We start from the raw sequence: 22,549 nt of genomic DNA, 5'->3' as shown, positions 1-22,549 counted from the left end.
TAGGAGTACGCTCATTTTTGAGTCCACTCAGTTACGCAGGCAGGGTTGGAGGTGTCCGATGGCCACAACGGCCACATCGGCGCACGTCGGACGACGGCAACGCAAGATGCACGACAAACAGTCCAGAATCTTCGAGGCGGCCGCGACCCTGTTTGCCGAGCAGGGCTTCGACCGGGTCACCACCCAGCAGATCTCCGATCGCGCCGATATCGCGGCGGGCACGCTGTTCCGCTACGCGGCCACCAAAGGCGAACTGTTGCTGATGGTTTACAACGAGGAGCTGCGCACGGCGCTGGAGGCCGGCGCGGATCAGGCTCGCGCGCAGGCCGATACCGTCGCGGCGGTGTACGAGATGCTGGGCCCGCTGCTGCGGACCGCCGCGCAACGGCCCGAGAACACCATCGTCTATCAGCGTGAACTGCTGTTCGGCTCACCCACCGACAAGTACCGCTCCGAGGGCCTGGCCCTGGTGGCCCGGCTGGAATCCATGATCGCCGAACGGCTCGTCGCCGACTCCGGCGCGACGGGGTCACCACAGGTCGAGGAGCAGGCGCGAGTAGCCGGTCGCAGCATCTTCGCGGTGCTGCATCTGGCGTTGGCCCGGCCGTCCACCGGCGCGCATCCCGGGCACGACGCCATGGCGGATCTGCGGGCGCAGATCGCACAGATAATCGCCGGATTCTTCACATCCACAGGGAGGCAATGACAATGGGCATCGAGATCCGCAAGGTCACCGTGCTCGGCACCGGTGTGCTGGGTTCCCAGATCGCGTTCCAGACCGCGTTCCGCGGCTTCGACGTCACCGGATACGACATCGACGACGCGGCGCTGACCGCGGCCCGCGGGCGCTTCGACAAGCTGGCCGCCACCTACCGCGAGCAGGTGCCCGGCGCGGGCGACGGCAAGGCCGAGGCGACCGCGGCGGGCATCACGCTGAGTTCCGATCTGGGCGCGGCCGTTTCGGAGGCGGACCTGGTGATCGAGGCGGTTCCGGAGGTGCTCTCGCTCAAGCAGGAGATCTACGAGAAGCTGGGCAAGCTCGCCCCCGAGGGCACCATCTTCGCCACCAACTCCTCCACCCTGCTACCCAGCGCCATCAAGGATTTCACCGGCCGGCCCGACCGGTTCCTGGCGTTGCACTTCGCGAATCAGGTGTGGCACTTCAACACCGCCGAGATCATGGGCACCGACGACACCGATCCGGCCGTCTACCGGGCGGTGGCGGACTTCGCCTCCGCCATCGGCATGGTGCCCATCGAACTGCACAAGGAGAAGGCCGGCTACGTCCTCAATTCGCTGCTGGTGCCGCTGCTCAACGCGGCCATGAACCTCGCCGAGGGCGGCTACGCGGAGCCCGAGGCGGTGGACAAGACCTGGCGCATCGGCACCGGCGCTCCGGCCGGGCCGTTCCAGATCCTCGACATCATCGGGCTCACCACGCCCTACAACATCCTGATGAGCGGCGACGCCACCGGGCAGCGAATCGCGCAGTGGCTCAAGGACAACTACATCGACAAGGGCAAGCTCGGCATCGCCACCGGCGAGGGGTTCTACAAGTACACGGCCTAGGCGCACACCGTTTTCCAGACCGATCCCCAAGGGACAGGAGTTCTGATGGAGTACACCAGCGGCAACTACGAAGCCTTCGCGCGGCCCCGCAAGCCCGCGGGCGTGGACGGCAAGACGGCTTGGTTCGTCGGGTCGGGTCTCGCCTCGCTGTCCGGCGCGGCCTTCCTCATCCGCGACGGCCGGATGCCCGGTGACAAGATCACCATTCTGGAAGAGCTGAAGATCCCCGGCGGCGCGCTCGACGGCATCAAGGAACCGAAGAAGGGCTTCGTCATTCGCGGCGGCCGCGAGATGGAGAACCACTTCGAATGCCTGTGGGACCTGTTCCGGTCCATCCCGTCCATCGAGGTCGAGGACGCCAGCGTGCTCGACGAGTTCTACTGGCTCAACAAGGACGACCCGAACTTCTCGCTGGAGCGCGCCACCGTCAATCGCGGGCAGAGCGCGCAGACCAAGAACCTCTTCACGCTGAACGACAAGGCGCAGAAGGACGTCACCAAGATCTTCCTCGCCACCCGGGAGGAGATGGAGGGCAAGCGGATCAACGAGGTGTTCTCGAAGGACTTCTTCGAGAGCGACTTCTGGATGTACTGGCGCACCATGTTCGCCTTCGAGGACTGGCACAGCGCGCTGGAGATGAAGCTGTACCTGCACCGGTTCGTGCACCACATCGGCGGACTGCCGGACTTCTCGGCGCTGAAGTTCACCAAGTACAACCAGTACGAGTCGCTGGTGCTGCCGCTGTACCGGTGGCTGCTGGACCAGGGCGTCACGTTCAGGTTCGACACCACCGTCACCGACGTCGACTTCGAGATCAGCGGGGATCGCAAGCAGGCCACCAGGATTCACTGGACCTCCGAGGGCGTCGACGGCGGGGTGGACCTGGGTCCGGACGATCTGCTGCTGATGACCATCGGGTCGCTGACCGAGAACTCCGACGAGGGCGACCAGCACACGCCCGCCCAGCTGAACGAGGGCCCGGCCCCGGCGTGGGATCTGTGGCGGCGCATCGCGGCCAAGGACGAGGCTTTCGGACGGCCCGACGTGTTCGGCTCGCATATCCCCGAGACCAAGTGGGAGTCGGCCACCGTCACCACGCTGGATCAGCGCATCCCCGAATACATTCAGAAGATCTGTAAACGGGATCCCTTCAGCGGCAAGGTCGTCACCGGCGGCATCGTCACCGTCAAGGACTCCAGCTGGCTGATGAGCTGGACGGTGAACCGGCAGCCGCACTTCAAGCAGCAGCCCAAGGATCAGATCGTGGTCTGGGTGTACGCGCTGTTCGCCGACAAGCCCGGCGACTACGTGAAGAAGACCATGCAGGAGTGCACCGGCGCGGAGATCACCCAGGAATGGCTGTACCACCTGGGCGTGCCCGAGTCCGACATCCCCGAACTGGCGGCCGAGGCGGCGCGCTGCGTGCCGGTGATGATGCCGTACGTGACCGCCTTCTTCATGCCCCGCAAGGCCGGTGACCGGCCCGACGTGGTGCCCGCGGGATCGGTGAACTTCGCGTTCATCGGCCAGTTCGCGGAGACCAGCCGGGACTGCATCTTCACCACCGAGTACTCGGTGCGCACCGGGATGGAGGCGGCGTATCAGCTGCTCGACATCGAGCGGGGTGTGCCGGAGGTGTTCAACTCCACCTACGACATCCGCACGCTGCTGACAGCCATGACCCGGCTGCGCGACGGCGATCCGATCGACCTGCCCGGACCGGAGCTGCTGTGGCGCGGGGTGGCGAAGCGGCTCGGCAACAACGAGATCGGCGAGCTGCTGACCGAGTACGGCGTGATCGGCAAGTAGCGCGTCCGCCGCGACGGCCCGGTTCCGTGTGGGATCGGGCCGTCGTCGTCTCCACATCCGGCCTGGAGCTCGATAGTGAACTAATTGTCTATATGGACTCTGGACAGTTACTGCGGCTTAGCGCTACCGTTCGAAGATATAGGCAATGATTTGACTACCTGGATGTGAGGGGATCATGCACAAGCACGGAGAGGCGGAGCGGTTCCGTCAGGCCGTCGAGGCCCGTGACGCCGCGGCCATCGAAGCGCTGCTCGCCGACAATGTCGTCTTCACCAGCCCGGTCGCCTTCAAGCCCTACCCGGGTAAGGCCATCACCGCGGCCATTCTGCGCGGGGTTCTGCGGGTGTTCGAGGACTTCCGGTACGTGAAGGAGATCGGTGCGCCGGACGCCGCCGATCACGCGCTGGTCTTCGAGACCACGGTCGCGGGCAAGCGCATCACCGGGTGCGACTTCCTGCACTTCGACGCCGACGGCAAGATCGATGAATTCACGGTGATGGTCCGCCCGCTCTCGGGCGCCCAGGCGCTGGCCGAGGCGATGGCCGCCCAGTTCGCGCGGATCCAGGCCGAGGCCGTCGCGCAAATCGAACGGGAGGCAGCGGCGGCCGAACACCAGGCGGCGGGTGCGTGAACGTGTTCGCGGCGGCCGCCGGAGCCGCCGATTCCCTGGGATGATCCACGGACAGTCACCGAAAGGCCGATCCGCCATGACCGATGGCACCTACACCCGTTACGTCGCACTCGGCGACAGCCAGACCGAGGGCGTCGGCGACGGCGACGACCGGACCGGCCTGCGGGGCTGGGCGGATCGGCTGGCCGAGCGGCTGGCCGCCGCCAATCCGGGCCTGTCGTACGCCAATCTGGCGGTGCGCGGGAAGCTGGCCGGGCAGATCCGAGCCGACCAGCTGGATGCGGCGCTGTCGTTGCGGCCCGATCTGGCGACCGTGCTCGCGGGCATGAACGACCTGCTGCGTCCCGCCTTCGATCCGGACGCCATCGTCGCGGATGTCGAGGCGATGTTCGCCGCGCTCACCGCGACCGGCGCGGTCGTGGCCACCCTGACCTTTCCCGATGTCGCCGAGACGATTCCGCTGGCCCGGCCGCTGCGCGGGCGGGTGTCGATCCTCAACGAGCGGTTGCGGGCGGCGGCACGGCGGCACGGGGTCCTGGTCGCCGAGACCGGGCATCACGCCGTCGTCACCGATCCGCGGCTGTGGAGTCCCGACCGGCTGCACGCCAGCCCGCTCGGGCATCAGCGCATCGCCGAGGCCATGGCCGAGGCGCTGCGGCTGCCGGGCTCCGACGACACCTGGACCCGCCCGCTCATCCCCGCGCTGCCCGAGCGGGGGCTGCTGCGGTCGATGGCGGCCGAACTCGAGTGGGCGGCAACCGCGCTGGGGCCGTGGGCCATGCGGCGGTTGCGCGGGATCTCCTCCGGTGACCAGCGGGTCGCCAAGCGGCCGCAGCCGCTGCCGGTGCTCGGCGCGCCGCTCGCGCACTGAATCTTCAGCGCGCACCGAATCCTCGTCGCGGGCCGAACCTGCGCCGATCCGGCCCGCGAGCCCGCCCCGCTGCCGGACAATCGAACCCGAGCCCAGTCGGGGGCCCGGGAAGGGTCGGCGCGGATCATGTTCATCGGCGACAACGTCTTGGCGGCGATCGGCAATACTCCGCTGGTGCGGTTGCACCGGGTGACGCCCGAGGGGTGCGCGGAGATCCTGGTGAAGCTCGAAGGGCAGAATCCGTCCGGCAGCATGAAGGATCGGGCCGCCCAGGCCATGATCGCGGTGGCGGAGCGGGACGGGCGGCTGCAACCGGGTGACACGGTGGTCGAATACGCGCGCGGCAGTAGCGGTTCCGCGCTCGGGCTGGTGTGCGCGGCCAAGGGGTATCGGCTGCGGCTGGTCGACTCCACCGCCGCGGCCGAGCGGGCGAGCCGGGAGCCCGGCACCTTCTGGCCCGATCACCTGAACAACACCGACGCCATCACCGGCTATCACGGTCTGGGGCAGGAGATCTGGGCGCAGACCGAGTGCCGCGTGGACGCGTTCGTTCAGGCGGTCGGCAGTGCCGCCGCACTCCGCGGCAGCGCCGCGCTGCTTCGCTATCACAAACAGCGGCGGATTCAGGTCGTGGCGGTGGAGCCCGCCGAGTCGCCCGTGCTGTCCGGCGGCCCGCCCGGCCGGCATCGGATCGAGGGCATCGGGCTGGGTTATCCACCGCCCCTGTGGGATCCGACCCTGGTCGACGAGGTGGCGCCGGTCTCCAGTCCCGACGCCGAGGCCATGGCTCACCGACTGGCCCGCGAGGAGGGCCTGCGCGCCGGAAACTCCTCCGGCGCGAATGTGGTCGCGGCCATCCGCGTGGGGCTCCGCCTGGGTCCGCGAGCCCGCGTGGTCACGCTGCTACCGGATTCCGGTCTGAAGCAAGGTCAGACGTTGACGCCGTAATCCCGTGCGATCCCACCCAATCCGGACGCATACCCCTGACCGATGGCCCGGAACTTCCATTCCGCGCCGTGCCGGTACAACTCCCCGAACACCATCGCCGTCTCGGTGGAGGCGTCCTCGGTCAAATCGAACCGGGCCAGTTCCGTCCCCGTGACCGCGTCCACCACCCGGATGTACGCGTTCCGGACCTGCCCGAACGCCTGCCGCCGGGCCTCGGCGTCGTAAATCGATACGGGGAAGAAGATATTCGTGATCGTGGGCGGCATGGCCGCCAGGTCCACATTGATCACCTCGTCGTCGCCCTCCCCCGCACCGGTCAGGTTGTCGCCCGTGTGCTCGATGGTCCCCTCGGGCGAACGCAGGTTGTTGTAGAACACGAAGTGCTTGTCCGACACCACGCGCTGATTCGGCCCGCAGGCCATGGCGCTGGCATCCAAGTCGAAATCGGCCCCGGTGGTGCTGCGCACATCCCACCCCAGCCCCACCGAAACCTTCGTCAGATTCGGCGCCTGCTTCGACAGCGAGACATTCCCACCCTTGGCCAAACTGACACTCATCGAACTACCTTCCCTCCGAAGTCGATCCCATCCCCAATCGTCCTCGCGTCGCACCCGCAGAGCCACCGATTCGGCGTCCAACTGCTCGGCGATCACCGCCACCCGCCGCTGCAACGCCAGCAACTCGATCAGATCCCGAGGCACCGCCGGCTCCCCCGGCTCCGCCGCGACCACCGCCCGCATCGCCTCGGCGTGCGCCTCCCGGATCGCGGCCCGCAATCGCGCGCCCGCCAACGGCTCCCCCCTACCGCGCGTCACCCCTCGAATGTACTCGCCCGGCAGTTCCTCCGAAACGCTCGCGAACAACGGCCCCATCGAAATGAAACCTGTTACAGTTCGAGCGCCGAAGGGGAGGCGGCCGATGTCGTCGCGCCATAAATATCGTTATCGGACAACACTTTTCACGCGATGCGCGCGAGTGGCGATTCCGATCGCGGCGCTGGTGGGGGCCACGAGCGTCATGGCGGCGCCGGCGTCGGCGATTCCCGATACCGCCGACTCCTTCTACACGCCGCCCGCGGATTATGCGGCGCAACAGCCGGGGACGATCCTGCGCGTGCGACCGATCCAGGCCAGCTATTCACAGTTGGTTCCGTGGCCGGTCCAAGCGTGGCAGTTGCTGTATCGGACCACAGCGGCGAACGGTCAGCCCTATGCCGCGGTGACGACGGTGTTGAAGACCGCGAACACGACTCGGCCGACGGCACTGCTGTCGTTCCAGAACATGACCGACGCGATCGCACCGCAGTGCATGCCGTCCCAGGCGCTGTATCAGGGGCGGGTCCCCTGGATCGATCCGTCGAAATCCGGTCCGCTGCAATTGACCACGATGTCCGGCGAAACGGCGATGATCGCCGCCGGGCTCGCCCGCGGCTGGGCGGTGTCGGTGCCGGACTTCGGCGGCCTCGACAACCACTACTCGACGCCGAAGGAGCCCGGTTACACCGTCCTGGACGGCATTCGGGCCGTCGAGGCGTTCGAACCGGCCGCCCTGCCGGGGCCCGGCACCCCGGCTCTGCTGTGGGGTTACTCCGGTGGCGGTATCGCGAGTGCCTGGGCCGCACAGGAACAGCCGCGGTACGCTCCCGAACTGAATCTGGCCGGGACGGCGGCGGGCGCACCGGTCGGTGACCCTCGTGCCGCGATGCTCGCCATGAACGGCACGCCCGTCGGCGGCGGCCTGCTCCCCATCGCGCTGATGGGCATCATGCAGGATTCCCCCGCGTTCACCGCCGCCATGAACCACTACCTCACCCCCGCCGGGAAACAGAAGATCGCGGACGCCGCGGACAACTGCACACCCCAGAACATGGTGTCCAGCCTCGGTTTCGACGCCAACCAGTTCCTCACCGAACCCATCGAGCAGATCGTCACCGACCCCGCCATCAGCGCCGCCCTCGAGGAACGCACCCTGGGCGCCACCGCCCCCACCGCCCCCCTCTACATCTACAACGCCTTAGACGACGAGGGCAGCCTCATCTCCAGCATCGACACCCTGGTCTCCACCTACTGCGCCGCCGGCACCCCCGTCACCTACCGCCGAGAACAACTCGCCATGCCCGCCTCCGCCCACATCGGCGAATGGTTCCTGGGCGCCCCCGGCGCCCTCGCCTGGCTCCAGCAACAAGCCGAAAACCCCTCCGCCCACCCGGGTTGCGACACCCGAACCGTCCCCACCACCGCCGCCGACCCCGCCGCCATGGACGCCCTCATCTCAGGCATCCTCACCGGCCCAGTCCGCACCTTCCTCGGCTTCTGACGCCTCGAGGACTGCACCGAGCGGCCGAAACGCGGGTGGTCCCCCGAAAGCCGGTCCCGCGCCGCGTTTGCGCTTGACCAATGGCGGCAGACTCATCATTTCGATGCCGGAATCCGGCGCTGCCATGTAGGTAATGGGGATTCCGCAGTAGACGTTGTGATGCGCGATATGCATTGGGCGAATTCGAGGGTGATCGGACATGATTCTCCGATCCGAAGGATCCGATGCGGTTGTCGGGTCCGTGTCTGTACATGCGCGAAGAGGGAATGAATTAGATGAGTTTCATGGGTAAGGCCGTTGTCGCGGTGGCGGCGGTCGGTCTTGCGGCGGGGTCGGCGATCTGTGCCGGTACGGCCGATGCGGCGGGGCTGTACGGGGCGATCGCGTTCAGCCATGACGAGTGGGCTTACGGCCGAAGCGTCAACGCGCCCAGCGCGGCGGAGGCGCAAGCCGCCGCGATCGCGGACTGCGCCGAGGGCGGCACCGCTGACTGCCGGATCATGGTGACGTGGGCCAACGGTTGTGGCGCGCTCGTCTACCGCAATGACAACAGCGACTACCTGGCAGTCGGCACCGGCACGGGCCCCGACCGCGCCTCCGCTCTGCGCGACGCCTACAACAGCCTCGCCGAGATCTACCCGCAGGCGATGCTGGCCAATGTCGGCTCGGCCGACCTGTCAGCGACGGCGGTCAGCGACGTGGTGTGCACCGGTAACGCGTAGTTCGGGGTCGAAGACCGCGTGACGGTTCGGTGCCGCAGACGACTCGATCGGCTGCGACACCGAACGCCCGCGGTCAGATCAGTGGCGAATTACGCTCAATTCGCCTGGCCTTCCTTGTATTTCGCCTCCATTTCGGCGGCGAGTTGCGGCTTCTCGGCCTCCATCTTCTGGACGTACGCGACCGCGTCACCGACGGTCCGCAGGCTCGCGAGGTCCTCGTCGGGGACCTTCACGTCGTACCTGTCCTCCAGCTGGACCGCGATCTCCACCTGCGACAGCGAATCGATTTCCAGGTCGTCGACAAAGGACTTCTCGATCGTCACCTCGGACGCATCGATTCCCGTCACCTCTTCGACGATCTCCGCGATCCCGGTGACGATTTCTTCCTGGGTACTGGCCACGAAACACTCTCCTCGATGTGACGACATAGATCCGAACAGCAGTGCCAGTACGCTAAAAGCTCCAGTGGGGTGGAGGTTCAACAGCTTGTGACGGACGACACAAAGCCCGCCGCGCGCATGAGCATCGGGGAATTGGCGCGCGACTCGGGGCTGTCGGTGCGCACGATCCGGTTCTACTGCGACGAAGGCATTCTCGAATCCCAGCGCAGCGGCGGCGGGCATCGAATGTTCGACGCCGACAGTGCGACCGAACGGCTCCTGCTGGTGCGGCGGTTACGGGCGCTCGGACTCGGGTTGGACTCGATCACCGGCGTGCTGCACGGAGAACAATCGATGGAAGAGGCCATCGCCACCGAAAGCGCAAAGCTCGATATCGAATTCAGGTCGCTGGCTTGGCGTCGCGCATCCGTACGAGCCATGGAGGCAGCCGCCCCGGCCCAACGCGCCGAACGGCTGGCATTGCTGGCCGCGGCACAGGACGGTAATGCGTTACACGAGTGTCTCATCCGCTTCTGGCACCGCATTCTCACGCCGATTCCGCGGTGCGACAGCGACGGCTGGGTGTGCTGGAACGTCCCCGAGCCGCCCACCGAACCATCCGTCGACGAGGTCGTCGCCTACGCCGAACTGGCCGCCCTCGCCACCGACCTCGACCTGAACAACGCTGTCCGGCACCAATATTGGCGAAATCGCCCCGACCTGATCCGCGACCCGCGAGCCCTGTACCACGAGATGGGCGAGATCATGATCGACGTCGTTCCCCTCGTAGCCGACGGCATTCCCCCGCGCTCCGGCAACGAGCTCGACCGATTCGTCACCGCCCACGCCACCGCCCGCGGCGAACGCGACACCCGACAATTCCGCGAGCACCTCCTGCGCGACGCCACCGACTCCGACCCCCGAATTCACCGCTATTGGTCCCTGACAGACCGACTCCTCGGTCCACGAGTCACGATCGGCCGCGCCCACGACTGGCTGTACAAGGCCCTGGCCCACTCCACCTGACAGGCCTTCCGACACCGTCGTTCGATCGGCGGTTACCCGATCAGATCGTTCCAGAAGGCGCAGCGGTGGTCGGTGGTGAAGGTGTCGGAGAACTGGTTTCCGGCGGGGCGGAGGGAGAGGAAAGTGGGTGCTGTGGGGGCGTATCGGGGGATGGCGGGGAGGCCGGCCGGGTCGGGGGTGCCGGTGTTGATGAAGCGGGTCCAGTAGCGGCGGATGTCGGATTGGAGGCGGCGTTGGGGTGGGGTCATGACGCCGTCGAGGGCGAAGCCGGCTTGGACCAGGTCGAAGAGAGAGGGGAGTTCGGCGGCGTGGTAGGCGCCCATGGGGAAGGTGCTGGGTGGGGCCAGGGCGGTGCGGTCGTCGAATTCGTAGACGTAGGTGGGGTTTTGGCGAGAGAGGTCGGCGACCTGGGAGATGAGTTTGCAGACGAGTTGGTCTGTCCAGGCGCGGGTGAGGGCCAAGGCGGGCTGGGGAAAGTCGGCGAGGGGGTATTCGCTGATCACCCGGTCGATGTGGGGTGGGGTCAGTTCGGGGATCTTGGCGGCGAGGAGGCGGGGGTAGTCGGCGGGGGTCATGGCGGGGCCGAGGGGGAGGCCGTATTTGATCCAGACCCAGAGAGCCACCTCGTCGTGGTTGGAGCCGACGAACGTGGGGATATGGGACATGCCACCGGATTTCAGAAGCGCCAGGGGGCTTTCGGGGAGGTAGGCGTTGCCGTGGACGACGTTGGTGTCGTCGGGGCCGCGGTCGACCAGGATGTCGGGTGAGAGGTTGCGGAGGCAGGTAGCGTCGTCGGTGGCGGGGCAGCCCGCGGCGGCGGCCCAGGCGTCACCTTCGGCCTCCGCGTCGGGGAGGGATCGGCTCGCGCAGGGGCCGCTCTGGAGGATGGCGGCGTGGAAGAGGGGCGTGGAGGACGGGGTGGCCATGTGGGCACAGATCGAGACCCCGCCGGCTGATTCGCCGTCCAGCGTGACGCGATCGGGGTCGCCGCCGAACGCGGCGATATTGCGGTGGACCCAGCGCAGGGCGGCCTGCTGGTCCATGAGGCCGTAGTCGCCGGAGCCGGAACCGTCGTCCAGGGCCGAGGCGGCCAGGAAGCCGAACAGCCCGAGCCGGTAGTTGATGGTGACGACGATGACGTCCCCGTCGGGTTGGGAGACCACAGGGGCCGCGCCGTACATGCTTCCGGTGCCGGTCTGCAGGCTGCCGCCGTGGATCCACACCATGACGGGCAGGGCGCGGCCGTCGGCCGGGAGCGTCGGCGGCGTCCAGACATTGAGGTACAGGCAGTCCTCGACGGTGGTGCGCAGGCCGCCCAACCCGGTCGGCTGGGCGCAGTTCGGGCCCGCGTCGCGGGCCTCACGAACTCCGGGCCACGGCGCGACCGGCTCGGGCGGCCGCCAGCGCAGCGCACCGACCGGTGGTGCGGCGTAAGGAATTCCATTGAACAGGCGATACGACGCGGTCGAGACACCGTGCAACGCACCACTATCGATGGTGACCGTGTCCGGGGCGGGGCCCGCAGAGGCCCGCGCCACCGGGCCGTTCACCGCGAAGATCACCACCAGTAGCGCCACCGCCGCGAACACCGCGCTGGATCCCCGCCTCATCCACCCCTGTTCACGCACGATCACCCGAGCCTCCTGGGCCAGCAAGCGCTGTCGCGTAGTCGTTCGATACTAGTCGGCCGGTCCAGACGGGGGTCCGAAGTCTCACGAAGCCGGGAAAACTCCTGCGTACGGGCGGGTCCGCACGGCGGATCCGTCTCACCGCGAGACGCTTGTTGACACTCGATTCAGGTCGGGACGACGGTGGCCCCATGACCCGCACCTCACCCGATGCGCTCGACGTCTTCGATCCCGCGCACATCGACGACCCCTACGCGCTGTACCGGCGGCTGCGCGAGCAATCCCCTGTCTACCGCATCCCGGGCACCGACTTCTACCTGGTGACGTCGTGGGATCTGGTGACCGAGGCCGTGAATCGAGTCGACGACTTCTCCTCGAACCTCACCGGCGCGCTCCTGCGGCAGGAGGGGCAGCCGCCCGTCACCTTCGACATGGACGGCGGCGGCCAGGCCGTCCACGTCCTCGCCACCGCCGACGACCCCAGCCACCAGGCCCAGCGCAAACTCGTGCAGCCCTTGCTGGCCAAGCGGATTCGCGGCCTCGGCCCCACTGTCACCGAACTGGTGGACCGGCTGTGGACCGAGGAACTGCACGGCGATCGCATCGACTGGGCGACCGGCATGGCCGACCGCCTCCCCCTGGCGCTCGTCGCCGACATCATCGGACTCCCCGACGCCGCGGTGCCGCAACTGCTCACCTGGGCCTACGACAGCACCGAGATGCTGGGCGGCGTGGTCGACTCGGACCGTTTCGTCCACCTGGTCACCGCCGCCACCGAACTCACCGGCTACCTGCACACCGAATTCGCGGCCGCCCAGCGCAACCCGGGCGACGACCTGCTCGGCGTGCTGGCCCGCGCCTGCGCCGCCGGGGAGATCACCGATGTGGTGGCCGTGCTGATCCTGGTCCAACTGGTCGGCGCGGGCGGCGAATCCACGGCGGGCCTCATCGCCAATGCCGCCCGGCTGCTGGCCGCCCGCCCCGACCTCCAGGACGAGCTGCGCGCCGAACCCGCCCTGCTGCCCGCCTTCCTGGACGAGGCGCTGCGCCTGGAATCGCCCTTCCGAGGCCATCATCGGCACGTCACCACCGATACCGCGCTGGGCGGCATCGAGATTCCCGCGGGCAGCCACCTGCTGTTGCAGTGGGGCGCCGCCAATCGCGACCCGGCCCGCTTCGACGATCCGGACACCCTCGACCTGGACCGCCGCAGCGGCGCCAACAATCTCGCCTTCGGGCGCGGCATCCACTTCTGTATCGGCTCGGCACTGGCCAAGCTGGAGGCCACCGCCGCGCTCACCGCCCTGCTCGAGCGCACCTCCGCCTTCACCCTCGTCGAAGACGCCCCGCCGCAGTGGTTTCCGAGCATCTTCGTGCGCCGCCATCGCACGCTGCCGCTGCGGCTCCACATCCGAAACACGTGAGCCCGCGGACTCGCCCGGATTCTTCCGCGCGTCCGCCGCGTGCCGGGGGCGCGGTCACGGCATGATCGTCGTCGATCGATCAGGGGGGCATCCACAGCTGTGACCACAGGAAAGGGGTTTTGTTCGTGAAGATCGTGTACGTCCGCCGCATCACCCTGGCGGCAACCGCGTGTGCCCTGTCCGGTGCGCTGGCCGCGCCGGCCGCCGCCGACGCCGCGCCGCAGAAGATCACGCTCAACTACGCCAAGGGCCAGTGCGGCCAGACCACGCTGTTGGCGCACTCGTTCACACCCACCACGCTGGAGATCACCACCTCCAGCAACTTCACCGACGACGCCAAGATCGACATGGCCGGGACGCGCACCCCGCTGCCCGACACCTACGGCGCGGTCACCACCACCGTCGACCTGGGCACCCCGATGCCGGGCGCCATCCCGTTCGAGGTGTCGGGCTCGGACTGGCCGGGCAGCATGGGCACCGGCTGTAAGGGCTGGATCATCGTCGCCTGATCGACGGCCGACAACGACCGAGCCCCGGGAGCGATTCCCGGGGCTCGGTCGTTTGTCGCGGCCTACTTGCCGTGGGCGCGGAGCTGGTACAGCCCTTGGGTCTCGGCGACGACCACACCGTTGGCGTCGGTCACCTTCGCCGTCAGGGTGAAGTCGGCCTTGCCCTTGGCGTCGGCCTCCTCGGTGATCCGCGCGATCTCCTCCTCCGACAGCGACGCCTCGGCGCGCACATCGGTGGCGGCGGGCTTCCGGAAGAACACGTGCAGGTCCTTCACCAGCGGGAAGTACTTGGCGGTGTCGAAGCTGGAGATGGCGATCGCACCGCCCAGGATCTCCGCGACCGTGAACAGCACACCGGCGTACATGACGCCGAAGTGATTGCCGTTGCCCTCGATGGGGACCGTGGTGGCCGCGAACCCGGGGCGCACCTCCTCGGCCCGCACCCCCATCTTGTGCGCGATCGGAATCGTGAACTCCAGACCGCCGTTCACGACCTCGTTCAGCGCGGGGGCATCGTTCGCCATGCGGACCTCCTCGTCCCAGAAGTTAATGGCAACTTACTGACGTACTGCCAACAAGGTGAATCATTCCGCGTGAGAGGGTTACCGCGCAACTCTTTCATCCCGGCCCGTGAAACCCGCCACATCCAGGCAAATCATCCCACGACCCTCTAGTATGCAAGTCGTGTCCAAGACTTTCTCCGCCGCCGAGCGGGCCTACCGCGAAATCAAGGAACGCATACTCAGCGGCGACCTCCCCGGCGGGGAGCTGGTCAGCGAGAACGAGATGGCCGGGGAACTGGGCACCTCCCGCACCCCCGTCCGCGAGGCCTTCCTGCGGCTCGAGACCGAGGGCTGGATGCGGCTCTATCCCAAGCGCGGCGCCCTCGTGGTGCCCGTCCCCTCGCACGAGGCCGACCATGTGATCCACGCCCGCTACGTCGTGGAAACCGGTGCGGTGGACGCGCTCACCCGCATCGCCCGCGCGGGCCTGATTCCCCGGCTGCGCGAATCCCTGGACCGCCAGCGCGAACTCGCCGACGCCGGCGACCTCGAGGAATTCGCCATCGCCGACGCCGACTTCCACCGCGAATACGTGGTGGCCGCGGACAACCCGCTGCTCATCGGCTTCTACGACTCCCTGCGCGAACGGCAGCGCCGGATGAACAGCGTCGCGCTGCGACGCGGCGAGACCAACCCGCACCGCATCATCGAGCAGCACACCCGCCTGGCGGATCTGATCGACGCCGCCGACGGCGCCGGATTCGCCGAGGCCCTCGCCGAACACCTCACCGACGTGCACGGCGTCACCCCGAGGGGCCTGTGATGGCGACCCTGACCAGCCTCCACACCCGCGCCGATCGACTGGGCACCCACCCGACGGCGTGGCTCGGCGTCGCGACGGCCATCTTCGCGATCGCCTGGGGCGGCAACGAATTCACGCCCCTGCTGGTCATGTACAAGCGCGACGGACTGCCCGTCACCACTGTCGACCTGCTGCTGTTCGAATACGTGCTGGGCATCGTGCCCGCCCTGCTCATCGGCGGCCCGCTGTCGGACCGCTACGGCCGCCGCCCGCTCATGCGGCCCGCGCCGTTCATCGCTGCCACCGGCTCGACGCTGCTGGCCTTCGGATCCCATTCGGTCCCCATGCTTTCCGCGGGCCGGGTGCTGTGCGGCATCGCGCTGGGCCTGGCCATGGCGGTGGGCAGCAGCTGGCTCAAGGAGCTGTCGCAGCCGCCGTTCACCGCCGACACCGCCTCCGGCACCGGGGCGCGCCGTTCGGCCATGAGCCTCACCGGCGGCTTCGGCGTCGGCGCGGGTGTGGCGGGCGTGCTGGCGCAGTGGGGTCCGTGGCCGGACTCGCTCGCCTATCTGATCAATGTGGCGCTGTGCGCCGCGGCCGCGGCGCTGCTGTTCCGCGCGCCGGAAACCATCGTGCCGCAGGTGAATCCGGGACGGCTTCTCGACGATCTGAAGGTCCCGGTCGGTGCGCATCACCGCTTCCGGACCATCGCGCTGCCGGTGTGCCTGTGGCTGTTCACCTCGTCGGCGGCGGCGTACGCCATCATGCCGACGCTCATGATGCCCAAGGTGCACGACGCCCCGATCGCGTTCTCCGCCTTGATCACCGTGATCACCCTCGGCTGTGGTTTCGGCATCCAGTCGGTGGCGCGCAAGATCGATCGCCCCGGCTCGCTGCGCCTGCCGATGCTGGCCCTGAGCCTGGTCATCCTCGGAATGCTGCTCGCCGCAGCCGCTTCCGCCACCCTCACCCTGTGGCTGACCGTCCTGACCGCCGTCGCCCTGGGCATGGGATTCGGCAGCGGGCTGGTCGCGGGCCTGCTGGAGATAGAGCGCATGGCCCGCCCCGACGACCTGGCCGGACTGACCGCGGTGTTCTACGCGGTCAGCTACCTCGGATTCGGCGTCCCGGCCCTGATGGCGGTCTGCCACAACGGCATCGGCGTCGGCTACCCCGCCATGTTCGGCGTCCTCGCCGCCGCCTGCGCGGTGTGTCTGGCCATCGTGAGCCGGTCCCGCCCGGCCTGAGCCCGAATACCCCGGCGGCGGCCCCCAACCGCCCGCCGCCGGGCCCCGCCTCACAGCGAGCGGGAGATGATCTCCTTCATGATCTCGCTGGTGCCGCCGTAGATGCGGTTCACGCGAGAACCCGTGTACATGTTCGCGATCGGGTACTCCATCATGTAGCCGTAGCCGCCGAACAGCTGCAGACAGCGGTCGACCACCTTGTCGCAGGTCTCCGCGGCGAACAGCTTGGCCATGGACGCGGTCGACGGGTCGTTCTTGCCGTCGATGTACTGCTGGATCGCGTAGTCCACCAGCGTCTTGATGGCCAGCGCTTCGGTCTTGACCTCGGCCAGGGTGAAGGCGTTGTGCTGGAACTTGCCGATCGGGCGGCCGAACGCCTCACGCTCCTTGGAGTAGCGCAGGGCCTCCAGCACCGCGGCCTCGGCCAGCGCCGAACACAGGCTCGCGATGATCAGCCGCTCCCGGGCCAGCTGCTCCATGAGCTGGTAGAAGCCCAGACCTTCCTGCGCGCCCAGCAGATTCGCCACCGGAACGCGCATGTCGGAGAAGAACAGCTCGCGGGTGTCCTGCGCGTGCTGGCCCATCTTCTCCAGCACCCGGCCGCGCTCGAAGCCCGGCAGATCCTTGGTCTCGGCCACGATGAGCGAGACACCGGCCGCGCCCTTGGACGGGTCGGTCTTGGCCACGATCACCAGCAGATCGCAGTGGGTCGCGTTGGAGATGAACGTCTTCGAGCCATTGATGACGTAGTGGTCGCCCTCACGGATCGCGGTGGTGCGCACCGACTGCAGGTCCGATCCGGTGCCCGGCTCGGTCATGGCGATGGCCAGCACCAGGTCGCCGCTGATGATGCCCGGCAGCCACTTCGCGCGCTGCTCGTCATTGCCGTAGTTATAGATGTAGTGCGACACGATCGGCGAGTGCACGGAGAAGCCGAACCCGTTGTCGTGGGCGTAGACCAGCTCCTCCTGGACGATGGCCTGCATGCCGTAATCACCGCCCGCGCCGCCGAATTCCTCCGGCAGGTCCAGGCCGAGCAGGCCCGCGGCGCCGGCCTTGTTCCAGAACTCGCGGTCGACCATGTGCTGCGCGGTCCAGCGCTCACGGTTGGGCACGGCCTCCTTGCGGAAGAACTCCGCGGCGTGCTTGCGCAGCTCGCGGTGCTGATCGGTCTCCCAGGTGGGCCGGTAGTCGGGGAACAGTTCGGACATCGGTGTCACTCTCCGTTGTTGCGTCGGATGCCGTTGAGCGGCAGGTCCTCCCGAGCCGCGATGGTCTCGAGCTCGGCGATGGTCTGGTCGGCGAACGCCTTCCGGAAGGCCTCGTGGGTCCCGTCGGCGCCGAAGGTGGCCAGCGCGCCCAGGAAGAAGTGCGGCTCCACCGCGCCCAGCGCGACGTGGCCGTCGGCGCATTCGTAGATGCCGTAGCCGGGGAACGCGCCGCCCAGTACCGCGCCGTCGCCCATGAGGCGGTAGCGCACGGCGTCGCCCGCACGGGCCGCGGCTTCTTCCAGAGCGACCCGATACGGCTGTCCCGCACCGGTTGTCGCCCGGCGCACCAGGGCGGCCAGGGCGGTGGAGACCGCGCGCTCCGCGCCGAGCATGTCGGCGATCGGGACCTTCGGCATGTGCGGCGGGGTCAGAGTGCCGTGCACCGCTTGGTAATTCAGGTCGTGGCCGGGGACCTCGGGCTCGTCGGCGTGGCCGATGATCTCGATGAGCGAGAGCTCCGGGAAGCGTTGCTGCGGTTGCGCCAGCACGAGGCGGGCCAGGGCGGAGGGGCGCATGGAGGTGATGAGCAGGTCGGCGGTGGCCAGCAGCTCGTCGAGCTTGGCGCGGTCGGCGTCCTGCTTCACGTCGAGGGTGACGACCTGCTGGTTCGCGACCAGGTGCTCGTACCACTGCGGCGCGGCGGCGGCCAGCGGGTCACCGGTCGGCGGCTCGACCTTGATCACCTGCGCGCCCAGCTCGGCCAGCCGCGCGGCGGCGAGCGGACCGGGCAGGTTGACCGCCAGGGACACGACTTCGACTCCGGCCAGAGGCCGCAGCGTTGGTTCCTCCATATCGCGAACGATACAGTTGTACCGCGAACCGGTCAATCACATCAATTGCCGGGTACATGGCCTGGAACCGCTAAGTTGAGGGGCGATGCTGAACCCACGAGCCACCAACGAGGACCTGACCGCCAAGGCCCGCATCCGCAATGCCGCCATGGACCTGTTCGCCCAGTACGGCGACTCCCGGGTGTCACTGCGCGCGGTCGCGGCCGAGGCCGGCGTGACCCTCGGGCTGGTTCAGCACCATTTCAAAACCAAGGACGGCCTGCGCGACGCGGTCGACAAACTGGTCGTCGAATACTTCGCACAGGCCGTCGCCTCGATCCCGCCGACCGGCACCCACGCCGAGGTCGCCTCCGCCCGCGACGAAGCGGTGCGGAACATGCTGCACGCCAACCCCGCCGTGGTGAACTACATCCGCCGGTCGCTGCTCGAGCCGTCCGAGACCCGCATCCACCTGCTGGACGCGGTGGTCGAACTGACCCGCAGCGAGGTCGCCGGACTCCGCGCCGCGGGCCTGGCCTCGACCGACAAGCCGGAGTCGGACCAGATCGTCGCCGTGCTGCTGCGCCAGTTCGGCGAGCTGCTGCTGGCCCCGATGCTGGACGCGGTCTGGGAGCGGGTCTCCCCCGACAACGCCACCCGGCCCCGGCTGTCGATCACCGTCAAGGACTGAATACCCGAGGGCCGCTCAGCTTTCGACGGGCAGGCCCGCTTCGGTCCAGTCCTGAATGCCGTCGCGGTACTTGCGGATATTGGTGTAGCCGAGCCGTTCCAGCCTGGTCGCCACGTTCTGACTATTGGGGCAGGCCGCGTTCGAGCAGTAGGTGACGATGGCGGCGTCGCGATCCGGAAGCAGGCGCGGCGCTTCGGTTTCCACATCGGCCTCGATCAGCGCGAGCGCCCCGGGCAGATGCGCCTTGGCGTAGTACGTGCCACCGAGGGCGTCGAGCACGGTGACGGTTCCGGCGGCGATCTCCTGGGCGAGTTCCTCGCGGGTGATGAGTGCGGTCATGGGGGTTCCTTTCACGGAAATGTATGTGCGTGTGCACGCTACTACTTAGGTGCGCGCGCACGCAACCGGTTAGGATGGGGCGGTGTCCTCCCGATCCCATCCGGCCGTGCACGCCTGGGCCGCCCTGCTCCAAGTCCACGCCCTGCTCGTGCCCGAGCTCGACGCCGAACTGCGCCGCGCCACCGGGCTGCCGCTGAGCTGGTACGACGTCCTGCTGGAACTCGATGCGCCGCACCGGCTCCGGATGAGCGACCTGGGTGAGCGGGTGGTGCTCAGCCGCACCCGGGTCAGCAGGCTGGTGACCGAGATGGAGGCGCAGGGGCTGGTCCGGCGCGAAGCCAATCCCGACGACGGACGCTCGGCGTTCGTGGCCATCACCGACGAGGGCCGGCGGAGATTCCGGGAGTCGGCGCCGCACTATCTCGCGGGCATCGAACGGCGCTTCGGGGAGAAGCTGGACGCGCGCGAACTCGAGACCGTCGCGACCGCGCTGCGGAAAGTGCTGGACCCGGCCGATATCGCCGGCCCGGAGGGCGGCGCACCGTAGTTCGGCGCGGGCTGGGCAGAACGGTTGCCGCCGGGCGGGGCGACGGGAACAGTGGATGCCGGAATCGATTCGATCGGACCGGATTCGAACAGAGGAGACATCTCGTGCGCTTCGGCATCTTCATCCCGCAGGGCTGGCGGCTCGACCTGGTCGGCATCGACCCGGCCGCGCACTGGGGAGTGATGCGGGACCTGGCCACGCGCGCGGATTCCGGGGACGCCTGGGAATCGCTGTGGGTCTACGACCACTTCCACACCGTCCCCGTGCCCACCGAGGAGGCCACCCACGAGGCGTGGACGCTGATGTCGGCGCTGGCCGCCAGCACCTCGCGCATCCGGCTGGGGCAGATGTGCACCGCCATCAGCTACCGGAACCCGGCCTACCTGGCCAAGGTCGCCGCCACCGTGGACCTCATCTCCGGCGGCCGCGTGGAGATGGGCATCGGCGGCGGCTGGTACGACCACGAATGGCGCGCCTACGGGTACGGATTCCCCTCCGCCGGTGAGCGATTGGGTCGGCTCGACGAAGGTGTGCAGATCTTCAGGCAGGCCTGGACGACGGGTAAGGCGACCCTCGACGGCAAGCACTACCAGGTGGACGGCGCGATCGTGCGGCCGCTTCCCGTGCAGGAGGGCGGGATTCCGATCTGGGTCGCCGGCGGCGGCGAGAAGGTGACGCTGCGAATCGCGGCGAAGTACGCGCGGTACACCAACTTCGCGGGCGACCCGGAGACCTTCGCGCAGAAGTCGGAGCTGCTGCGCGGCCATTGTGCCGCGGTCGGAACGGATTTCGACGCCATCACCCGCAGCTCCAACTTCAATACGCTGGTCGGCGCGACGGAGGCCGAGGTCGAGGACCGGCTGGCGCAGCTGGAGTCCCGCCTGGCCCCGTTCGTCGGCGTGGAGGGCGCGGCCCAGCACGTCAAGGATCTGTTCCGCAACTCCCCCGCCGTCGGCACGCCGGAGCAGATCGTCGAACGGCTCTCGCAGGTCAAGGATCTGGGGCTGGGCTACTCGATCCACTACTTCCCCGAAACCGCCTATGACACTTCGGGTCTGGAGCTGTTCGAGCGTGAGGTCATTCCGGCGCTGCGCTGAGCGGGAGTCGCTCGCCGGATCGGCCGCGCCGGGACGACACCCGATGCGCGGGCGCGGGTGTCCCGCGGCCGATCCGGCGAACCGCCGGGTGGTCAGTGCGGCAGCGTCACCGGATCGGTGCAGCTGGACGGGGCGTCGACCAGCGAGCACGTCTTGGGGTCGCGGGTCGGGCGGTAACCGGCGGGGACGCCGCCCGCGCCGGTGATCTCGGTATAGGCCGGAACCGCGTCGGTCGGACGCCGGGTGAGCGCCGGGTCGGTCTTCACATCGACGGTGTACAGGCCGAATCGCGGCGTGTAGGAGCCCCATTCGTAGTTGTCGGTGAGGCTCCAGTAGTTGTAGCCGATCACGTTCATGCCGTCGGCCTTGGCGCGCTGGACCCAGTAGACGGTGTCGCGCAGGTCGTCGGCGCGGGTGTACCCGTCGGCGCGGGGCTTGCCGTCCTCGGTGGGCATACCGTTCTCCACGATGTAGAGCGGCTTGCCGGGGTACGCGCGCGAATAGTGGTCCAGCGCGTAGTAGATGCCGTCGGCCTGCAGCGGGTTCTTCCACATCTCCGAGAGCGAACCCGAGTTCATGGCGTCCGGGGACACCCCGTAGTAGTAGTCGATCCCGATGTAGTCGAGCTTGGCCGCGATCCTGCCGAGCAGCGGGCCGTTCACCAGGTCCTCGGCGGTCGGGAGGTAGGCGACATTGCTGGTGACCATGGCGCCCGGCTGCACCTGGTGGATGTAGTCGTAGACGGCGTTGTGCGCCTGCGCGATTCGATCCTGCATGATCGGCACCGAGGTCGCGGGCAGGATGCCCAGCCGGACCTCGTTGATCATGTACATGGCGGGTTCGTTGAAGGTCACCCACAGCGGGTTGCCGGAGGCGTAGCGATCCACCACCGTCCGCGCGTTCGCCAGCCAGTCGTCCACCATGCCGGGGCGATTCCAGCCGCCGCGGTCGGCCTCCCAGCCCGGATACACCCAGTGGTCGATGGTCAGCATGGGCCGCATGCCGGCGGCCTCGATCGCGCCGATCACCTTGTCATAGAAGCGAAGTCCGTCCTCGTCCCACACCCCGGGCTGGGGTTGGACGCGCGCCCATTCGATGCCGATGCGGTACACCTTCACGCCCAATTGCCTGGCGAGCTGGATATCGGATTCGAACCGGTCGTAGAAGTCGATCGAGTCGCGGTAGGTGTCCTCGGTCTTCCCGGAGGCGGCGTAGCGCGACCAATTGCTGTCCGGCGCATGGCCTTCGGACTGGAAGCCCGACGCCGCGACGCCCCAGAGGAAGTCGGGTCCGAGCGGCGCGATGTGCGTGGGCGGCTCCGGCCGCGCGAAGGCGGGGGCGCTGGTGAGGGTGAGACCGGCGGTGGCGGCCACGACGGCCAGTGCGAGAGTGCGGCGGCGTAAGCGCATGGCGAAAACCGTACTACTCACGGTTTTGACGGACAAGGAA

Annotated in this window: 24 protein-coding genes; 16 read left to right on the top strand and 8 right to left on the bottom strand. The window is 68.2% G+C overall.

Annotation, left to right across the window (positions count from 1 at the left end; all coding sequences use genetic code 11):
• Nucleotides 1-58: 58 nt before the first annotated feature.
• The 6 genes from ACFRAQ_RS17400 to ACFRAQ_RS17375 all read left to right on the top strand — a co-directional run bounded on the left by ACFRAQ_RS17400 (nucleotide 59) and on the right by ACFRAQ_RS17375 (nucleotide 5,828).
• Nucleotides 59-706, top strand: a complete 648-nt coding sequence (locus tag ACFRAQ_RS17400; RefSeq protein WP_379100579.1) for a TetR/AcrR family transcriptional regulator — start codon at nucleotides 59-61, stop codon at nucleotides 704-706.
• Nucleotides 707-708: 2 nt separating this feature from the next.
• The gene (locus ACFRAQ_RS17395) at nucleotides 709-1,569 is read left to right on the top strand and encodes a 3-hydroxyacyl-CoA dehydrogenase (RefSeq protein WP_379102123.1); all 861 of its coding nucleotides are present in this window, start codon (nucleotides 709-711) and stop codon (nucleotides 1,567-1,569) included.
• A 45-nt stretch (nucleotides 1,570-1,614) separates the two neighbouring features.
• Nucleotides 1,615-3,378 carry an oleate hydratase gene (locus ACFRAQ_RS17390; RefSeq protein WP_379100577.1) on the top strand — a complete coding sequence of 588 codons (1,764 nt, stop codon included), beginning with the start codon at nucleotides 1,615-1,617 and terminating at the stop codon, nucleotides 3,376-3,378.
• Between the two features lie 175 nt (nucleotides 3,379-3,553).
• Nucleotides 3,554-4,009: a nuclear transport factor 2 family protein gene (locus tag ACFRAQ_RS17385; RefSeq protein ID WP_379100575.1), complete on the top strand. Its 456-nt coding sequence runs from the start codon at nucleotides 3,554-3,556 to the stop codon at nucleotides 4,007-4,009.
• A 76-nt stretch (nucleotides 4,010-4,085) separates the two neighbouring features.
• The gene (locus ACFRAQ_RS17380; RefSeq protein WP_379100573.1) at nucleotides 4,086-4,880 is read left to right on the top strand and encodes an SGNH/GDSL hydrolase family protein; all 795 of its coding nucleotides are present in this window, start codon (nucleotides 4,086-4,088) and stop codon (nucleotides 4,878-4,880) included.
• A gap of 126 nt (nucleotides 4,881-5,006) precedes the next feature.
• Nucleotides 5,007-5,828, top strand: coding sequence for a PLP-dependent cysteine synthase family protein (locus ACFRAQ_RS17375; RefSeq protein WP_379100571.1), 822 nt, complete (start codon nucleotides 5,007-5,009; stop codon nucleotides 5,826-5,828).
• Here ACFRAQ_RS17375 and ACFRAQ_RS17370 read toward each other — a convergent pair.
• Nucleotides 5,810-6,385, bottom strand: a complete 576-nt coding sequence (locus ACFRAQ_RS17370) for a TerD family protein (protein ID WP_379102121.1) — start codon at nucleotides 6,383-6,385, stop codon at nucleotides 5,810-5,812. The genes ACFRAQ_RS17375 and ACFRAQ_RS17370 overlap by 19 nt on opposite strands.
• A 418-nt stretch (nucleotides 6,386-6,803) precedes the next feature.
• On the opposite strand from ACFRAQ_RS17370, the gene ACFRAQ_RS17365 reads away from it, so the two are divergent.
• Both ACFRAQ_RS17365 and ACFRAQ_RS17360 read left to right on the top strand, forming a co-directional pair.
• The gene (locus ACFRAQ_RS17365) at nucleotides 6,804-8,144 is read left to right on the top strand and encodes a lipase family protein (protein ID WP_379100569.1); all 1,341 of its coding nucleotides are present in this window, start codon (nucleotides 6,804-6,806) and stop codon (nucleotides 8,142-8,144) included.
• Nucleotides 8,145-8,419: 275 nt separating this feature from the next.
• On the top strand, nucleotides 8,420-8,866 hold the full coding sequence (locus ACFRAQ_RS17360) for a DUF4189 domain-containing protein (RefSeq protein WP_379100567.1): 447 nt from the start codon (nucleotides 8,420-8,422) through the stop codon (nucleotides 8,864-8,866).
• A gap of 95 nt (nucleotides 8,867-8,961) precedes the next feature.
• On the opposite strand, the gene acpM is transcribed toward ACFRAQ_RS17360, so the two are convergent.
• Nucleotides 8,962-9,267 (bottom strand): meromycolate extension acyl carrier protein AcpM, encoded by a 306-nt coding sequence (gene acpM, locus ACFRAQ_RS17355; RefSeq protein WP_379100565.1) that lies wholly within the window; start codon nucleotides 9,265-9,267, stop codon nucleotides 8,962-8,964.
• 87 nt (nucleotides 9,268-9,354) lie between these two features.
• On the opposite strand from acpM, the gene ACFRAQ_RS17350 reads away from it, so the two are divergent.
• Complete coding sequence (locus ACFRAQ_RS17350; RefSeq protein WP_379100563.1) at nucleotides 9,355-10,272, top strand: MerR family transcriptional regulator; 918 nt, start codon at nucleotides 9,355-9,357, stop codon at nucleotides 10,270-10,272.
• 32 nt (nucleotides 10,273-10,304) lie between these two features.
• On the opposite strand, the gene ACFRAQ_RS17345 is transcribed toward ACFRAQ_RS17350, so the two are convergent.
• Complete coding sequence (locus tag ACFRAQ_RS17345; protein ID WP_379100561.1) at nucleotides 10,305-11,882, bottom strand: carboxylesterase/lipase family protein; 1,578 nt, start codon at nucleotides 11,880-11,882, stop codon at nucleotides 10,305-10,307.
• 209 nt (nucleotides 11,883-12,091) lie between these two features.
• On the opposite strand from ACFRAQ_RS17345, the gene ACFRAQ_RS17340 reads away from it, so the two are divergent.
• Together ACFRAQ_RS17340 and ACFRAQ_RS17335 are read left to right on the top strand one after the other, a co-directional pair.
• Nucleotides 12,092-13,324, top strand: coding sequence for a cytochrome P450 (locus tag ACFRAQ_RS17340; RefSeq protein ID WP_379100559.1), 1,233 nt, complete (start codon nucleotides 12,092-12,094; stop codon nucleotides 13,322-13,324).
• 125 nt (nucleotides 13,325-13,449) lie between these two features.
• Nucleotides 13,450-13,833, top strand: coding sequence for a hypothetical protein (locus ACFRAQ_RS17335; protein WP_379100557.1), 384 nt, complete (start codon nucleotides 13,450-13,452; stop codon nucleotides 13,831-13,833).
• A gap of 62 nt (nucleotides 13,834-13,895) precedes the next feature.
• On the opposite strand, the gene ACFRAQ_RS17330 is transcribed toward ACFRAQ_RS17335, so the two are convergent.
• Nucleotides 13,896-14,357, bottom strand: a complete 462-nt coding sequence (locus tag ACFRAQ_RS17330; RefSeq protein WP_357288401.1) for a YiiD C-terminal domain-containing protein — start codon at nucleotides 14,355-14,357, stop codon at nucleotides 13,896-13,898.
• 151 nt (nucleotides 14,358-14,508) lie between these two features.
• Between ACFRAQ_RS17330 and ACFRAQ_RS17325 the strand changes: the two genes are divergently transcribed.
• Nucleotides 14,509-15,159, top strand: a complete 651-nt coding sequence (locus ACFRAQ_RS17325; RefSeq protein WP_379100555.1) for a GntR family transcriptional regulator — start codon at nucleotides 14,509-14,511, stop codon at nucleotides 15,157-15,159.
• Complete coding sequence (locus ACFRAQ_RS17320) at nucleotides 15,159-16,385, top strand: MFS transporter (protein ID WP_379100553.1); 1,227 nt, start codon at nucleotides 15,159-15,161, stop codon at nucleotides 16,383-16,385. Before ACFRAQ_RS17325 ends, ACFRAQ_RS17320 begins: the two co-directional genes overlap by 1 nt.
• Before the next feature lie 50 nt (nucleotides 16,386-16,435).
• On the opposite strand, the gene ACFRAQ_RS17315 is transcribed toward ACFRAQ_RS17320, so the two are convergent.
• Nucleotides 16,436-17,596 (bottom strand): acyl-CoA dehydrogenase family protein, encoded by a 1,161-nt coding sequence (locus ACFRAQ_RS17315; RefSeq protein ID WP_379100551.1) that lies wholly within the window; start codon nucleotides 17,594-17,596, stop codon nucleotides 16,436-16,438.
• A gap of 5 nt (nucleotides 17,597-17,601) precedes the next feature.
• Nucleotides 17,602-18,447 (bottom strand): CoA transferase, encoded by an 846-nt coding sequence (locus ACFRAQ_RS17310; RefSeq protein ID WP_379100549.1) that lies wholly within the window; start codon nucleotides 18,445-18,447, stop codon nucleotides 17,602-17,604.
• Between the two features lie 85 nt (nucleotides 18,448-18,532).
• Here ACFRAQ_RS17310 and ACFRAQ_RS17305 point away from each other — a divergent pair, with 85 nt between their 5' ends.
• Entirely contained in the window at nucleotides 18,533-19,117 is a 585-nt protein-coding gene (locus ACFRAQ_RS17305) for a TetR/AcrR family transcriptional regulator (RefSeq protein WP_379100547.1), read from the top strand.
• Nucleotides 19,118-19,132: 15 nt separating this feature from the next.
• Here the strand turns inward: ACFRAQ_RS17305 and ACFRAQ_RS17300 are convergent, their stop codons facing one another.
• Nucleotides 19,133-19,456: a rhodanese-like domain-containing protein gene (locus tag ACFRAQ_RS17300; RefSeq protein WP_379100545.1), complete on the bottom strand. Its 324-nt coding sequence runs from the start codon at nucleotides 19,454-19,456 to the stop codon at nucleotides 19,133-19,135.
• A gap of 82 nt (nucleotides 19,457-19,538) precedes the next feature.
• Between ACFRAQ_RS17300 and ACFRAQ_RS17295 the strand changes: the two genes are divergently transcribed.
• Both ACFRAQ_RS17295 and ACFRAQ_RS17290 read left to right on the top strand, forming a co-directional pair.
• Nucleotides 19,539-20,003, top strand: coding sequence for a MarR family winged helix-turn-helix transcriptional regulator (locus tag ACFRAQ_RS17295; protein ID WP_379100543.1), 465 nt, complete (start codon nucleotides 19,539-19,541; stop codon nucleotides 20,001-20,003).
• A 104-nt stretch (nucleotides 20,004-20,107) separates the two neighbouring features.
• Nucleotides 20,108-21,100, top strand: a complete 993-nt coding sequence (locus tag ACFRAQ_RS17290; protein WP_379100541.1) for an LLM class F420-dependent oxidoreductase — start codon at nucleotides 20,108-20,110, stop codon at nucleotides 21,098-21,100.
• A 92-nt stretch (nucleotides 21,101-21,192) separates the two neighbouring features.
• On the opposite strand, the gene ACFRAQ_RS17285 is transcribed toward ACFRAQ_RS17290, so the two are convergent.
• The gene (locus tag ACFRAQ_RS17285) at nucleotides 21,193-22,509 is read right to left on the bottom strand and encodes a family 1 glycosylhydrolase (protein WP_379102119.1); all 1,317 of its coding nucleotides are present in this window, start codon (nucleotides 22,507-22,509) and stop codon (nucleotides 21,193-21,195) included.
• Nucleotides 22,510-22,549: the final 40 nt, after the last annotated feature.

The sequence above is a fragment of the Nocardia sp. NPDC056611 genome, assembly GCF_042792755.1.
Classification (GTDB): Bacteria; Actinomycetota; Actinomycetes; order Mycobacteriales; family Mycobacteriaceae; genus Nocardia.
Note: the sequence above shows the minus strand (reverse complement) of the source record. Positions and strands in the feature narration are given on the sequence as shown.

Bases quoted from the DNA above. Each gene is read 5' to 3' on its own strand.
- ACFRAQ_RS17325 (WP_379100555.1), top strand. From the start codon at position 14,509: ATGCAAGTCGTGTCCAAGACTTTCTCCGCCGCCGAGCGGGCCTACCGC.
- ACFRAQ_RS17395 (WP_379102123.1), top strand. From the start codon at position 709: ATGGGCATCGAGATCCGCAAGGTCACCGTGCTCGGCACCGGTGTGCTG.
- ACFRAQ_RS17310 (WP_379100549.1), bottom strand. From the start codon at position 18,447: ATGGAGGAACCAACGCTGCGGCCTCTGGCCGGAGTCGAAGTCGTGTCC.
- ACFRAQ_RS17370 (WP_379102121.1), bottom strand. From the start codon at position 6,385: ATGAGTGTCAGTTTGGCCAAGGGTGGGAATGTCTCGCTGTCGAAGCAG.
- ACFRAQ_RS17300 (WP_379100545.1), bottom strand. From the start codon at position 19,456: ATGACCGCACTCATCACCCGCGAGGAACTCGCCCAGGAGATCGCCGCC.
- ACFRAQ_RS17375 (WP_379100571.1), top strand. From the start codon at position 5,007: ATGTTCATCGGCGACAACGTCTTGGCGGCGATCGGCAATACTCCGCTG.
- ACFRAQ_RS17360 (WP_379100567.1), top strand. From the start codon at position 8,420: ATGAGTTTCATGGGTAAGGCCGTTGTCGCGGTGGCGGCGGTCGGTCTT.
- ACFRAQ_RS17400 (WP_379100579.1), top strand. From the start codon at position 59: ATGGCCACAACGGCCACATCGGCGCACGTCGGACGACGGCAACGCAAG.
- ACFRAQ_RS17305 (WP_379100547.1), top strand. From the start codon at position 18,533: ATGCTGAACCCACGAGCCACCAACGAGGACCTGACCGCCAAGGCCCGC.
- ACFRAQ_RS17340 (WP_379100559.1), top strand. From the start codon at position 12,092: ATGACCCGCACCTCACCCGATGCGCTCGACGTCTTCGATCCCGCGCAC.
- ACFRAQ_RS17385 (WP_379100575.1), top strand. From the start codon at position 3,554: ATGCACAAGCACGGAGAGGCGGAGCGGTTCCGTCAGGCCGTCGAGGCC.
- ACFRAQ_RS17380 (WP_379100573.1), top strand. From the start codon at position 4,086: ATGACCGATGGCACCTACACCCGTTACGTCGCACTCGGCGACAGCCAG.
- ACFRAQ_RS17285 (WP_379102119.1), bottom strand. From the start codon at position 22,509: ATGCGCTTACGCCGCCGCACTCTCGCACTGGCCGTCGTGGCCGCCACC.
- ACFRAQ_RS17330 (WP_357288401.1), bottom strand. From the start codon at position 14,357: ATGGCGAACGATGCCCCCGCGCTGAACGAGGTCGTGAACGGCGGTCTG.
- ACFRAQ_RS17315 (WP_379100551.1), bottom strand. From the start codon at position 17,596: ATGTCCGAACTGTTCCCCGACTACCGGCCCACCTGGGAGACCGATCAG.
- ACFRAQ_RS17345 (WP_379100561.1), bottom strand. From the start codon at position 11,882: ATGAGGCGGGGATCCAGCGCGGTGTTCGCGGCGGTGGCGCTACTGGTG.
- ACFRAQ_RS17320 (WP_379100553.1), top strand. From the start codon at position 15,159: ATGGCGACCCTGACCAGCCTCCACACCCGCGCCGATCGACTGGGCACC.
- ACFRAQ_RS17390 (WP_379100577.1), top strand. From the start codon at position 1,615: ATGGAGTACACCAGCGGCAACTACGAAGCCTTCGCGCGGCCCCGCAAG.